This is a genomic window from Desulfocucumis palustris (assembly GCF_002933875.1).
Lineage (GTDB): Bacteria > Bacillota > Desulfotomaculia > Desulfotomaculales > Desulfocucumaceae > Desulfocucumis > Desulfocucumis palustris.
Genome location: NZ_BFAV01000155.1, coordinates 69,813 through 84,451, shown reverse-complemented (window position 1 = coordinate 84,451; position 14,639 = coordinate 69,813). Strand labels below are relative to the sequence as shown.

At 48.3% G+C, this 14,639-nt stretch carries 10 protein-coding genes; 7 read left to right on the top strand and 3 right to left on the bottom strand.

The features are described from left to right. Window positions 1-231: 231 nt before the first annotated feature. Genes DCCM_RS14770 through DCCM_RS14760 form a run of 3 tightly spaced genes read right to left on the bottom strand, consistent with a single transcriptional unit; the run spans window position 232 to window position 4,826 of the window. The gene (locus tag DCCM_RS14770; RefSeq protein WP_104373155.1) at window positions 232-1,962 is read right to left on the bottom strand and encodes a hydantoinase B/oxoprolinase family protein; all 1,731 of its coding nucleotides are present in this window, start codon (window positions 1,960-1,962) and stop codon (window positions 232-234) included. Next, window positions 1,950-4,058, bottom strand: coding sequence for a hydantoinase/oxoprolinase family protein (locus DCCM_RS14765; RefSeq protein ID WP_104373154.1), 2,109 nt, complete (start codon window positions 4,056-4,058; stop codon window positions 1,950-1,952). The genes DCCM_RS14770 and DCCM_RS14765 overlap by 13 nt, the downstream gene beginning before the upstream one ends. 12 nt (window positions 4,059-4,070) lie before the next feature. After that, window positions 4,071-4,826 (bottom strand): alpha/beta hydrolase, encoded by a 756-nt coding sequence (locus DCCM_RS14760; protein ID WP_231702785.1) that lies wholly within the window; start codon window positions 4,824-4,826, stop codon window positions 4,071-4,073. A 256-nt stretch (window positions 4,827-5,082) separates the two neighbouring features. Between DCCM_RS14760 and DCCM_RS14755 the strand changes: the two genes are divergently transcribed. The 7 genes from DCCM_RS14755 to DCCM_RS14725 all read left to right on the top strand — a co-directional run bounded on the left by DCCM_RS14755 (window position 5,083) and on the right by DCCM_RS14725 (window position 14,553). Next, window positions 5,083-5,997: an isoaspartyl peptidase/L-asparaginase family protein gene (locus DCCM_RS14755; RefSeq protein WP_104373152.1), complete on the top strand. Its 915-nt coding sequence runs from the start codon at window positions 5,083-5,085 to the stop codon at window positions 5,995-5,997. A gap of 256 nt (window positions 5,998-6,253) precedes the next feature. Beyond that, complete coding sequence (locus tag DCCM_RS14750; RefSeq protein WP_104373151.1) at window positions 6,254-6,673, top strand: nucleoside recognition domain-containing protein; 420 nt, start codon at window positions 6,254-6,256, stop codon at window positions 6,671-6,673. A 9-nt stretch (window positions 6,674-6,682) separates the two neighbouring features. Continuing rightward, window positions 6,683-7,117 (top strand): nucleoside recognition domain-containing protein, encoded by a 435-nt coding sequence (locus tag DCCM_RS14745; protein WP_112787740.1) that lies wholly within the window; start codon window positions 6,683-6,685, stop codon window positions 7,115-7,117. A 314-nt stretch (window positions 7,118-7,431) separates the two neighbouring features. Beyond that, complete coding sequence (locus tag DCCM_RS14740; RefSeq protein WP_104373149.1) at window positions 7,432-8,499, top strand: DUF6765 family protein; 1,068 nt, start codon at window positions 7,432-7,434, stop codon at window positions 8,497-8,499. 88 nt (window positions 8,500-8,587) lie between these two features. Continuing rightward, the gene (locus DCCM_RS14735) at window positions 8,588-9,397 is read left to right on the top strand and encodes a class I SAM-dependent methyltransferase (protein ID WP_104373148.1); all 810 of its coding nucleotides are present in this window, start codon (window positions 8,588-8,590) and stop codon (window positions 9,395-9,397) included. 65 nt (window positions 9,398-9,462) lie between these two features. Continuing rightward, window positions 9,463-9,951: a hypothetical protein gene (locus DCCM_RS14730; protein ID WP_104373147.1), complete on the top strand. Its 489-nt coding sequence runs from the start codon at window positions 9,463-9,465 to the stop codon at window positions 9,949-9,951. Window positions 9,952-10,125: 174 nt separating this feature from the next. Then, entirely contained in the window at window positions 10,126-14,553 is a 4,428-nt protein-coding gene (locus DCCM_RS14725) for a DEAD/DEAH box helicase (protein WP_165792184.1), read from the top strand. Window positions 14,554-14,639 lie beyond the last annotated feature (86 nt).

The window sequence follows — 14,639 nt, the reverse complement described above, 5'->3', positions numbered from 1 at the left end:
GTGGCAAGGCCTCAAGCGGAGGCGTACTCATAGTACGTCGAGCATTGAGGCCGCAGCCGCAACGCAGCAGATGGACTTTTTCAACGGCCTCCTAGAACCGGCAGAAAAAGAAAATCGCACCGGTATAAGGTGTGATTTTTTTAAAATTTAGAAATACCTATGCTTAATTCTGTCGAAGTCTGAAACTTGTTCGGCAGAAGTGAATTTCCCCATATATTCATTACAGGAATGCTATCGAATTGACAGCCGGTTTCTTTTTTCCGCAGTGGCGGAGGTATCTATTTCCAGGGTGCCTTCCTTAAAAATTACCCCGTAAATTTCCTCAGCCCGGCGTTTTGAAACCAGTTCTTCCAGGACATCCCGGCGCACATTTTCAGGGTCCCTCTCCAGCGGGCTGCCGAAGCCCCCGCCGCCGGCGGTTTCAAGCATGATGGCGTCCCCTTGCTGTAGCGTTCCGGTGAATTTGCCGCTTTTTATCAATTCCCCGCCACCATTTTTATAATTAACGGAGAGCCTGGAGGGAGCCCCGGGCAGTCCCCCGGAAATTCCCCAGGGGCTGTTCAGGGAACGCTCGGTGCTGACCGCGGCAGCCGCTTTTTCCCCCAGTATATTTATGGCCCGGTACATGCCGGCTCCACCCCTGTATTTACCGGCTCCCCCGGTGTCCGGCAGGAGGCCGTAACCCTGGACCAGGAGTGGATAATAAAGCTCAATTATCTCCACCGGCGTGTTCATTGTATTTGTCATGTTGACGTGAACCCCGTCCATGCCGTCCTGGTCCGATTTGGCACCCTGCCCGCCGCCGTATGTTTCCACGTAGGAATAATACCTGCCGGTGGCCGGGTGGATTCCGCCAATGGTAAAATTACTCATGCTGCCGGTTCCGGCGGCGGTGACCCTTTCCGGGGAGGCCTGGGCCAGGGCGCCGAGCATGGCGTCCGCTATGCGCTGGGCCGTGTTGATGTTGGCATGGGCCACCGCCGCGGGAAACAGGGGATTGACCAGGCTGCCCGGCGGCGTGATTACCTCTATGGGGGCTGTCATGCCGTGATTGGAGGGAATTTCGGGGTCCACCACGGCTTTAAGCGAGTAATACACGCAGGCCAGGGTTACTCCCCTGGTGGCGTTGACCGGCCCGCTCACCTGGGGATGGGTGCCGGTGAAATCCACGGTAACAGAATCGCCCTTTATGGTGAGGGCCACTTTAATGTTGATTTTATCCTCAGTGACACCGTCTCCCTCCAAAAAATCCTCAAAGCAATAGATGCCCCCGGGCAGTCCGGCCAGGCCGGAGCGCATGCGTTTTTCGGAGTATTTTATTATTTCCGCCATGTATTCCAGCAGTCTTTTCGGACCGTACCTGTCGGCCAGTTCCTGGATGCGCCGTTCCCCCGCGGCGTTGGCGGCAAGCTGGGCCTGGATGTCTCCCCGAAATTCCTCCGGGGTACGGACATTATTGGCAATTAGATCCACAAGCTCCTGTTTTAATTTTCCCCTGCCGCATAATTTCACCGGTGGAATTCTGATGCCTTCCTGAAAAATTTCCACTGCGGAGGTGGACATGCTGCCCGGAACTGCTCCCCCCACATCCACATGGTGGGCAAGATTGGCTGCCAGGGCGATGGGGGTGCCCCTGTAAAACAGGGGTGCTATCACGCAGACGTCGGGCAGGTGGGAGCCGCTTATATAGGGATCGTTGATGATAACGGCGTCCCCGGGATTCAGTGAGCCGGGAGGAAACCTTTCCAGCACCGCCCTTACCACTGTCGGCATGAGGCCCAGGTGCAGGGGGATATGCTCGGCCTGGGCCACCATTCGTCCATCGACGGTATATAATGCTGTGGAGCAGTCCCTCCTGTCCTTTATGTTGGGGGACAGGGCTGTCCGTATCAGCGAAAGGCCCATTTCCTCCGCCGCGGACTGAAGGGCGCAGCGTATTACCTCAAGGGTTACCGGGTCCATTGTGCCACCCCCATGTCAATAACCAGATTTTGCAAGATATCCACCCTGGCCCTCATGCCCGGCGGGATCAGTGTGGTGGAATCCTCCTGCTCCACCACCGCCGGACCCTGTATCTGGTCCTCGGGGTATAGGTTTTGGCGAAGATAGACAGCCGTGCTGTGGGAAATTCCGTTAAATATAACCTTTCGCTGCGGCACGCTGCCGCTTTTTGGGGCGAAGGTCTCCTTCCTTTTAAATACGCCGCCGGGGCGGGAAGAATCAGCGGGGCGGGAGAGGGAAACCACGGCGGCAGCCCTTATGGCGGTAAGTTCAATAGGGGCGTCTTCCCTGGCGAAACCGTACTCCGCCCGGTGAGTCAGGTGAAAAGATCTTGCCAGCAGTTTCATGTCTCCCGGGGTGAGTTTGCCCGCGGGAGCGGGCAGGTTCAATTCATAGGACTGTCCGCAATATTTGACGTCAAAACTGCGGGTAATGACAACTTTATCGGTATCAAAACCTTCTGTTGAAAAATCGCTCTTCGCCCTGTTTTCCAGGGAGATAAATCTTTTCGTCAACGCATCCGTGTCAATTTCATTCCAGGGCGTGATCACGGCGGAAGAATAGTCCCTGCGGCCGTCCGCGAAAAGAATGCCGGCAGCCGAGGAAACCCCGGGATACCTGGGAATCAAAACGGAGGAAAGGCCTATTTCCCCGGCCAGTTCCGCGGCATGCAGGGGACCTGCCCCGCCGAAGGCCAGCAGGGCAAAATCCCTGGGATCGTATCCCCTTTGAACGGATATCAGTCTGATTGCCCTGGTCATTTCGGCGTTTACCACGGTTATTATTCCCTCGGCGGCCTTTTCCAAGGACAGTCCCAGGGGGATGGCTATTTTTCCCAGGATGGCCCTCCGGGCGGCGTCCATATCCAGATGGTTGTTCTCTCCCATTTTTACAGCAGGGTTTAAACGGCCCAGAACAAGGTTGGCGTCTGTAACCGTGGGTTCCGTTCCGCCAAGGCCGTAACAGGCCGGACCGGGCGCCGCCCCCGCGCTTTGCGGGCCCACTCTCAAGGCTCCTCCCCGGTCGACAAAAGCAATGCTGCCGCCGCCGGCGCCGATGGTATGGATGTCCAGCATGGGCAGTCGCAGGGGAAAGCCGCCCACGCACCCTTCGGTGGTTTGCCGGGGACTGCCCCGGAATATCAGGCTGACGTCGGTGCTTGTGCCCCCCATGTCGGCGGTGATGATGCTGGGCCTGCCTGTTTCCCTGCCCAGCAGCACTCCCCACAGCACCCCTCCGGCGGGGCCGGACAGCACTGTGCGGGCGCTTTCGGCAGCGGCCTGGCCGGCGGAGAGTACCCCGCCGTTGGACTGCATAACAAAGAGTCCTTTTTTACCGGATGTTTCAAGGTTTGATAGTTTGGATTGCAATTCCTTTAAATAGTACGACATCTCCGGCATTACCACCGCGTTGATGGCGGTGGTGCTTGTCCTCTCGTATTCCCTTATTTCCGGCAGCAGCTCCGAGGACAACGTTACCGGCACGCCCGGCAGTTCCCTTTGCAGCGCCTCTTTGATAATGATTTCGTGGGCCGGGTTGGCGTAGGAATGAAGGAAGCTCACCGCCACGGAAACAGGATTAATGGCTTTCAACTGTTTTATAACGTCTTCAACGCCGCTTTCGTTCAGGGGTTTTAAAACCCTGCCGCCCGGAAGCATTCTTTCGTCGGCCTCCACGGTCATATGGCGGGGAATCAGGGGAGAGGGCCTGTTGATTCTGAAATCATATAAATGGGGGCGGTTCTGCCTGCCTATATGCAGCACGTCTTTAAAGCCCCGGGTTATAACCAGGGCTGTTTTTGAGACCCTGCACTGGAGAAGGGCGTTGGTGGCCACGGTGGTGCCGTGCAGCAACAGGTACAGCCCGGAAAGGTCCATCCCGCTCTTTTCAGTCAGCCGGTGCAGCGCCCGCATGATGGCCCGGGAGGGATCCTCAGGGGTGGATAGCACCTTCACCACGTGCAGTTCTCCGGTGGATTCATTCAGCATGCAGCCGTCCGTGAAGGTTCCGCCGGTATCAACGGCGGCTCTCCAGGGCCGGTTTTTTGTATCAGACATCTTTTTCTCCATTTAATTAAAAAATTTATTCAGCCATTGCAGCACAACATCCCAGGCTTCCCGGTAATGCCGGGTAAATTGGTGGTCTCCTTCTTCTATCCAGTGAATATGCTTTGGGTTGCCCGCGCTGTTATATATTTTTAAGGCGTCTTCCGGCGGAACCAGGTCGTCCTTGCGCCCTTGCATCACCAGCAGCGGGCGGGGCGATACAGTTCCGGCCAGGGCGCAAACATCGTATTTTTTAAGGTCGGTAAAAAAACTTTTTCTAAGGTGCAGCAAATCTTCCTCCCCGGCCAGCATAACCGGTGTTTCTTCTTCCTCCGGTAAATCACCGTCGATAAAGGACAGGAATAAATCTTCAAGAGCCGCCGGGGCTGCCCAGGTGCACACTCCGGCAATCCTCTGATCCTTCGCCGCGTGGCATAGGGCGGTGGAGCCGCCGAAGCTTCTGCCCAGGGTAACAATGGGCCCGAAGCCGGCCTCCGCGCAAAAATCCGCCACCGAGAGCAGATCACCAATCTGGCCGCTTAAAGTAAGGTTGATGAAGTCGCCCTGGCTTTCACCGTTGCCGGAGAAATCAAAAAGCATTGAGGACCAGCCCTGCCTGCCCAGTTCTTCGGCCATTTCCAGCGCCTTGCCTTTTCCCTCCTTGCTGCCGGTAAAGCCGTGGCAGAAAATAACCAGCGGTCCCGTGTCCTTTCCGGAATATAAAAGTCCCGCCAGGTCAAGGCCTATTCTGTTTTTTACCGTTATTTTTTCCCATTTCAAATGCCCCGCCACCTTGTATAAATCTTATATTTCAGAGAACCGGTATAATGTCAATTTTTTTACTTAATATTAGGCAACCGGCAAAAAATATCCTTCCAAAAGGATATTTCGAGGATATTTTTAATATGTTTAGCCCTGCTGAAGGTCTCCGTATTGCCGATGCAAAATAAGAATGCACGTAAATAATAACTGCGGGCATATTATTAAAGACGGTGGTAATCAATATGGATAATATACTTTTAAATGGTATGATGTCATGAATTTAATCATTGTGCATGGCGGTGTGGAAACCGGGACGGGGCCTCCCTATCTGGAGGCCCTGGGAAAAGCGGCCCTGGCCGGGTATAAGGCCCTGTCCAAAAGCCTTCTGGACGCCGCCGAGGAAACAATAAAAATACTGGAAGACGACCCTCTGTTTAACGCCGGTTACGGTTCGGTGTTGAATTATGACGGGGAGGTTGAGATGGATGCTGCCGTTATGGACGGCCGCACCAGCGGCTTTGGGGCGGTGGCGGCAATTACGGGGGTGGCGCATCCCATTTCTGTTGCCCGCCTGGTGCTGGAAAAAACAAGCCATGTGCTGCTGGCGGGCCCGGGTGCCACCAAATTTGCCAGGTCCCAGGGCTTTCCCGAAGTCAACTGTGTTTATCCGGAAATGTTGGCCGCCTGGAAAAGGGCAAGGGAAAAAATTGCCTTAAGCGGCAGTTCCCGGGCCTGTCCTTACACCGGTCTGGATGACCCCGGGGAAAGAGCCTGCGACACGGTGGGGTGCGTTATTTTTGACCGGGGTATGCTGGCGGCGGCTTCCTCCACCGGCGGCTCTTTTCTGAAAATGCCGGGAAGGGTCGGCGACACTCCTGTGCCGGGGGGTGGAATATTCGCCTCCGGTAATTGCGCGGTGGTGTGCACGGGTTTGGGGGAGGCTTTTATAGAAACCCTGACCGCAAAATATGTTGATTCACTGGTGCGGGATGGAATTCACCCCCGGGAGGCGGCGGAAAGGGCCATGAAAAGACTGCACCGGCTAAAAAAAGGAGCTGTGGGCGGCCTGGTGGCGGTGGACTCTAAAATGCGCTACGGGGCGGCTTATAATTGCCGGAGGTTTCCCGTGGCGGTGTTTGAAAACGGAGTTGTGGCGGGAGATTACAAACCTGTAAAAATAAAGGAATAGGGGCGATTACACCCGGCATTCCTGTTTTGGAAGGAGAAAACGGAGCTTTATCATAGGGATTATAAAGAGAGAGTCCGTTAAAAGCAGGACTCTTTCTTTTTACGTTTTTAACTTTTCACAGACATTTGAGCCGCAGTAAACTTATGGTGAAGGCAAATGGTTTATATGGTAATATATAAAAATGGGTTAAAGGTGCAATCTGAAAAGTTTTAACATCTTTGCTGATTGACCAGTAAAAAACCCCGGGGGTGATGCGATGGATACCGTGGCAGTATTAAAACGGGGTATGCAAAAGGGACTGCAGACCATGTGGGCGCTGGCAAAGGTAATAGTGCCGGTTTATGTAGGGGTGACATTTTTAAAGCACACCCCCCTGATGGAAATAATAGCTAACTTTTTCGAACCCTTCATGAGCATTTTCGGTCTGCCGGGAGAAGCTTCCGTTGCCCTGGTGCTGGGAAACCTGTTAAACATCTACGCCGCTCTGGGGGCAATTTCGTCACTGGATCTTTCGGCCAAGGCGATAACCACAATAGCGGCAATGCTGCTGATATCCCACAGCCTTTTGATAGAATCGGCGGTATCCGCCAGAACCGGGGTCAGCGCCGTAACAATGACTGTTTTCAGGTTGTCCCTGTCATTGGCGGCCGGGGTGTTGTTAAATATCATGCTGTAGGTGATGGACATGGAATGGCAGGCTTTTGGCCGCGAGGCCGCTCACGGTGTGGCATATAATGTTGCCTTAATGGCGGCCATTATAATTCCCCTGATGACAGTGCTTGAATTCGCCAGGGAGCTGAAGCTGCTGGATCGATTTTCCTCCAGGGTGACTCCGCTGTTAAGGATATTCGGCATGAGCGGCGAGGCTTCGCTGCCGCTGCTGGTGGGAGGGGTCTTCGGGCTGGCTTACGGGGCGGGTGTGATTATAGAATCGGCCAGGAGCGGCAAAATCAGCTGGCGCGATCTTTTCCTGGTAAATATTTTTCTTTCAGTTTTTCACGCGGCCATTGAGGATACCGCCCTTTTTATTGCCGTGGGCGCCGATCCCGTGGTGATACTGGGGGGCCGCTTTTTACTGGCGGTTGTAATAACACTGGCGGCCAGCCGGATAATCCGTTGAGTGACTTGGCTTAAAAGATAAACAGGTTGGGGCATTTTATTCCATCCTTATCTGGTTGAATTTTATGTCAATTAACCTCGTCTCATGGAAGGAATAATTGACATACGTGCCGAAAAACAATAGAGACAATAGTCCCATAAGAAAGCCCGCGCCAATTGGTGTGGGTTTTGTGATGTTTTGGGGATTCGACATTTTTAAACAATTTATTTGTCGTTTGCAATAAAGCCAAATGCCTGGGATATTTGAACATAATTTAAAAGATCTTTAGCCTGAGGTTAGTACACTACAACTTAAAAACATAAGGGGGAAGATTGATGCAGATAGATTTTCATCATGGTGTAATATATGTTCTTGCACGATTGGCAGGCTTCACAAAACAAAAAGCCAGTACAATAGCTTTTTGTTCTCAATACGTTGACGATGCCACACGTTGTACCCCTGTCAGGTTTAGTAATGGCGCAATCTATGACCCTATATGTTCAGCTCATAAAATGCTTGATTACAGAAATTTTAATACTTTAGCCAATCACCTGGTCTGGGTGCCGTTTCACTTTTTACCGGGGAATAATATGCTGCCTGCTGAATCAGAAGCAAAAGGAGATTTTATAACCAGAACAGTTTGTAAACCTGATAGTTATATTGCAAGGGATATGGTTGGTGAGTGTATAAATAATGCAAATAATATAAATGGACTTCACAGATTAGGAATAACTCTGCATGTCTATGCCGATACCTGGGCACACCAGGGTTTTGCAGGCATTCAAAATGATATTAACAAAGTTCAATATTTTACAGATGATTCAATATCCGAAAATCTTATTGAAAAAGTCTCTCAGTATTTTAAAGACCGCTTTAACAATAGCTGCAGTGAATTTGTAGATGGAATTTCGCCTCTAGGTCATGGAGCTGTACTTAGTTACCCGGATAGACCGTATTTAAAATGGAGATACATGGATTCTGGCGGGAAAGAAATATATAGAAACAACTTGGCTGAGTATAAAGATGCAGTACAAAAAATATATACTGTTATGAAACGCTTTCAAAGCAGAAATACTGATGAGCAAGTTGAGGAGATTAACCAGCAGGATCTTGAGCAGATTCTTATATTATTTGAAACATTTAAAGACAGTGACGGTGAAGTCCGTCATCAGAAATGGCTGAAAAAAATAAAAGAAGGTTTTTTCAGTTTTGGAGCAGAGGATGTTGAGTATTCTTATTTAGTTGAAGAAGATGTTTTTGGCGAAGAGAGTGAAGACAATAGATATATTTATACCAATGCTTTTTTAAAAAGTGACTGGAAAATGTTTCAGGACGCTCTCAGAGATCATCTCTATTTTTTGCAGCGCAAGCTATTCCCCAAATATGGATTATGCCTTGCGTAAGATGACTGGTAATAGTTGATAAATTTGAAAGTATATCTATAATGCCAATAAACCGGTAGCGTTTTCAAAAGTATGGGGGGATGAATAAATGTCTGGAGCGGAAGAATACCTCAAAAAGCTGGAGTTATCTAATATTTTCCGGCAACATATTATAAGAAATATAGTAGATACACTGCAGCTTCCTTCCGGGAGCAAGGGGCTGGATGCAGGATGCGGAACCGGTTTCTATACTTTGATGCTGGCAGAGGCAGCAGGAGTTTGCGGTCATGTTACCGGTCTTGATATTGAAGAAAAATTTTTAGCGAAAGGACGCTCTTTGGCATCAAAGTCAGGCCTCACGGAAAGAGTTTCTTTCATGAAGGGTGATATAAGAAAACTTCCATTTGAGGAAAATTTATTTGACTGGGCTTTTAGCATGGACCTCGTCGGCTATCCGAAAATAGACCCTGTTTTACTACTGAAAGAGCTCGCCAGGACCGTGAAACCGGGGGGTACCATATACATCCTTAACTGGTCCTCGCAAATGCTGCTTCCCGGATACCCGTTTTTAGAGGCCCGGTTGAATGCAACTTCTTTAGGGATAGCTCCCTTTGATGCGAAAATGAAACCGGAGTTGCATAGTATGCGTGCACGGGAATGGTTTAAACAGGCAGGTTTGAATAACACAAAGGCACAGACTTTTGTCGGTGATATTAATCCTCCTTTAAGTCAGGAAATGCGAAAAGCCCTGGCAGCTCTTTTTGAAATGCGTTGGGGGAAAGATAATCCGGAATTGTTGGAGGAAGAGCAATTAGAATATCAGCGTCTTTGCAGGGATGATTCACCGGACTGCATACTGAATATGCCCGGCTACTATGGATTCTTTACATATTCGTTGTTTCGGGGCAGAGTGATGTAAGAAAATGTCTATTAGGCGAATTTAAATTTATTTTATGTCATATAAAAAACCAGGAGGATTGAAATATGGATGTAAATTATACGACTACTTTGATTGAAATGGGAAAATCCCTTACAACACTTGCAGTAAAAGGAACCGTATCAGCAGTAAATACTAAAGTCAAAGCAATTAAAGAAGAAAAAAATGCAGAAAAAATAAGAGCTACTTATGATGAGATTATTAATGAATTGATTTCAGAGCGAGAGGAAGCCGTTCGTATTGCTCAAGCCTATAAATCTGAATTAGACCGGATTGAAATAAGTGATGAAAATATTAAGCATCTGAATAATACAGTGGAACGTGTTTTAGAGATATTAAAAGTTATGGCTCCCAATACTCCTCTCGAAACGTATGAACAAATAAAAGAGCTTATTAGTGTGGATACATTAAAGGCAATACAGTTGTTGGGATTTAATTATAAAGCTGCGATAGGGGAACCTTTAACACAACTTTGTGCTGATGCTATCTTATCTAAAGTAAAGGGCACTAGTAATCAAAATAAAACGAGACGATGAAATATTCTCATCATCCTTTATACATATACCAATTAGGCTAATAATGGGCAGTTTGTGAAGTTAGCGATTATAGCAATAATACGATACTCAAATTAAATCAATTGCAATATATCGTATTTTTCTTTATTTGCTCAATGGCAAATAAATTATATGTTTTTGCGGAAAGGAAATACCATGGATATTGACAAATATGACTTTGCCGCTAAGATTTTGAAATATTGGTATTTGGTTGAATTTCTTGACCAGGCTAACTTCCCTGTGGAAAGCAAAGAAAATCAGGATAACAACAAGAAAGTGGCAGATGGAAAAACCAATTGGCGTAAACAAATCACCATATATCATTCGTTCTCCCCGAAGGAGAAAGGCCCAGTTGTCGCTTTTGAGGACGACTCCCAAACCTATTCGGCACATCTGGAAATGTCTGATGAAGTTTGTATCTGCATGGGGAAGGTGCGCCGGGGGGAATGTGATGAATATCTCAAGCAGAAATTTGGCCTGGGGGATGACGCTGTCGAGAAGGATTACAGCAAAATTTGCTTAATTGGGCTCAAGTGTGATTCGCAGGGTACTTATATTGAAAAGAGTCTCAGCATTTCTCCGCTGATTTGGGGAATCGCACGCTTACAACATTGCACAGGTAAGGTAAGCAACGAAGACTTGGCAGGGTTTCTGTCATTGAATAATTACGGCATAGACATGTCCTCGATGGAAGAACAACTGATGCATAGCGACGCGGACGGAAAACGTAGCGGACAAGCACTGTCTTCCGAGTTACTGCAACAGCTATTTTATTCCGTTGCAAATTCATATATCCTCCCGCTTTTCGGCAGCAGCGATTCCGTAACATTGGAAGGTGTCATGATATACAAAAGATACCAATCCGAAGAGGACAAGGCTAAAGACGATGACTCGCTTTATTTCAGTGATCTGGGCAAAAGCTTTTTCACGAATGATTTGCAGATGATCCTTAACAGCAATATTCTACACCGTCCCCTCCGCAGCAAAGATGCTGTGCAAGAGGCGTTCATCGATTATATTGTAGGTGCTTACGCCGAAGAGCACAAAGAAACCAGCTGGATTGATTTTTCTAAACGAGTGGATATCCGAAAAGGCTGGGAGGGAAGTAATCAGGCTAACCGGGAAGATTTCTTCAACCGGTATTTTGACGTTGCTCTGGCACCAACAGGAAAATGGCCCTCAAAATACATGCCGGCGTTTATGCAGCAGCTGGCTGTCAATTTTGGCATGCATCCGGAGGAAACCGGCAGACCCATTTTTTCGGTCAATGGCCCTCCCGGCACAGGGAAGACCACGCTTTTAAAGGAAATTATCGCAGGCAATCTTGTTGAGCGGGCTAAGATTTTGGTGCAGTACAACAATCCCGATAATGCGTTTGTAGAAAAACGCTTCCAGGACGGCGACAAATCAAAAAATGGGTACAGCAATCATCACAATGTATACTACGAACTAAAAAACAGCGAGCTCAAAAAATATGGGATGCTGGTTGCCTCCTGCAATAACGCGGCAGTTGAAAACATCACAAAAGAGTTGCCCGACGGAACGGCTTTGTGCAAGGGACTGATGGCGGATGAGAAAGATGATCCAGCGGTTTGTAGCGGTTTGCATGAGGTACGTAAGCTGTTTGATATACAGGAAGCCACCCATACAGAGGACCATAAAGTCTGGAATGGCGAGCAAAACCAATATTGTTTTGAATCGTATTCCGATATTTACTTCACCAAATACGCCAATGATATGGTGAAGCCAAAAACAGAGCAGAACCGCTGGGGAATCATCTCCGCGCCGTTCGGTAAGGCAAGCAATATAACTCACTATGCTCAAAAGGTTCTCCTTCCTTATATCCAGGATTTTGGCACGAATGATAAAATTACCGAGCGCAAAGGGCAGTATACCGAAGCCGTGCGGCAATTCAAAAATCAGCTTGCCACAGTGGAAGGAATACAGCGGCGTATTGGGACCGTCAGTCACGCGAGATGTGATTTTTTGAAGAAAAAATCCCAGCTTGAACAGCAATGTAGCCATCTGTTCGAAACGATAGAGAAAAATAGACAGCATATCAAGCAGCTTCAAGCAAAGACTGCGGAATTGGAGCGCCAACAACAAGAATTGGCGGTAGCAGAACAAGAGGCAACACAAACGGCTGGTTCTCTGCAAACACAAAAAGAACGTCAGTTAAATCTTATACAGGAATCAGTGAGCAACATCCAAGACGTTCGACAGGAAATCATGGAGCTTGAGGGTAAGCGCGGTGTGAAAGACTGGTTTTTCGGGCTAATTGGAAAAGTCAGCATGCTTATCAAAACCATTGATGAAAAATATGCCGAGCTTTCCCGGAAGGAAGAAATATATTATAAGCATAACAACCAGTTACAGCAAATCCTTATGCAAATGCAAGCACAAGAAAAACGCTGCGATGAGCTGTCCTTACAAGCAGAACGGATTAATCGGGAGCGGCAGGAAGCTATCGACCTAACAAAAACATCCGCCGCCCAAATGGATCAGATGCATCAATCGATAGCTGATGCTAAGAATGCGATTAAAAAGGTCCAGGTGGATTATCAGGGCATTTTGCAGGCTGCCAAAAAGGCAGAAGATATTTTACACCAAATGACTGTTCTGGACGAAGCATTTTGGCAAATGTACGACAGCAAATCGGAAGTAAAAAACACCAAAGCACAGGTTTTGAATCCATGGTTTACCATTGAGTATAACCGGGAGCGGGAAAAGCTGTTTCACCTTGCCTTGCAGGTGCATAAGAACTTTCTTTTGGCTTCCAAGTCCTGTTTTTTCAACATCAAGAATCTCGCTCTAATGTGGCGCTTGAAAAAAGACAACGAGGACAAGTTGGCGACTTTCTCTTTCAGAGACCGGGAAAGCTGCTTTAGCGCATTGTTGAATACCCTTTTTCTATTGACGCCCGTGCTTTCCACAACCTTTGCCTCTGTGGGTAGCATGCTGTCGGATATCAAGCAACGGGGCGAGATTGGCCTGCTAATTATTGATGAAGCAGGTCAGGCCCAGCCCCAAATGGCACTGGGAGCTTTGTACCGTTGCCAGCGTGCCATTGTTGTGGGTGACCCAAAGCAGGTGGAACCGGTTGTTACCGCAGAGATGAATACAATTAAAAAAATCATCTGCAATGATGAAAACCAGTTATATCAATCAAAGAGCCGTTCCGTTCAGGAATTTGCAGATCGCATCAACCCCATCGGTACATACTACACGGATCCATCGGGAGAGCATAAAACCTGGGTCGGATGCCCCTTGGTGGTGCACCGGAGATGCATCAGCCCTATGTATGAAATATCGAACGCCATCTCGTATGACAACACTATGAAGCAGCAGACGCAGAAGCCCAAACCGGAAGATGAGGCAAACTTCTGTCTGGAGAGTTCCCGCTGGATCAATGTGTGTGGTACCGAAAACAACAGCAAGGCCAAAGACCACTATGTGAAGACACAGGGCCAGAAGGCAATAGAGCTTATTTTGCAGGCGTTTTCGAAAACAGAGGAAACGCCGAGCCTGTATATGATCTCTCCCTTTACCACAGTAAAGGAGGGCCTCAAGAAAGAACTGAAAAACTCGCCCGAATACCGGGACAACAGGCGTATTAAGGATTGGGCGGAGACCCATATTGGCACTGTCCATACCTTTCAGGGAAAGGAGGCCGACGAGGTAATCTTCCTACTCGGCTGCGATAAAAATGCTCTTCCCGCGGTGCGCTGGGTAAACACAAACATTGTAAATGTCGCTGTCACCAGAGCCAAGTACCGCTTGTACATCATTGGAGACTATATCGTTTGGCAGCATTCCAATGTGATGCAGCAGGTAAAATGCATCATGGACAGTTATGCCATCCGTGCGTTACACGAAATTGCTGAGCACCCGGAGTCAGCCGCTAACCAAAGCCAGGTAAAATCTTTGCTGAAGCAGGTTCCATCCGGCGAGTCCTTTCAGGTGGAAGATGAGATCAACGATGTTATGGTCAGCACCTTTTTGAAGGCGATTTCTGACATATGGACCGACCAGAATAATCTGCCGAAAGAAGATTTGGCCACATTTGGCCTTTCACGGCTCCATCTGCAACGCATTGAGCCAAAGGTGAAGCAGAGGATTACATGGGGCCTCAAGCTCTATTCCCTTTTTGCATTGCTAAAAGACCGATATCAATTGGAGCATATGGATTACTCCTGCAGCGGCATCATGTTGTGCAAAGCAATGGAACTGCAGCTAAAAGACTGTCTGCTGCCCAGCTTTCAGAAGCTTTTCCCGAATCTAAGTACCAATAGGACCAGATTGTCTCAGATACAGCCTGAAAAGGCGACTGTTGGAACCTTCACACAGGTTTTGAAGGAGGAAAGTAAGCGAGAGCAGTTGGTGCAGAGACAGGCAACGCATAATAACGAGCTATGTGATAAAAAGTGGTGGGACACATATTACAGAGATCTGCTTGATTTCAGGGAGCTAAGGAATACCTGCTGTCACTCAGGGTATTTTGGGTGGGGCAAAGTAGAAGAGTTAATTAATAATCTTTTTACCAATGGTGAGTTTTTAAAAACTACCGTAGGGAAGAGTTTATAACACACCACTCACTTATAGAAAATGGATGATTCAGAGAAATCTTTGTAGATACACAACAACACCCATTAGAGTGAATTGGATAGATA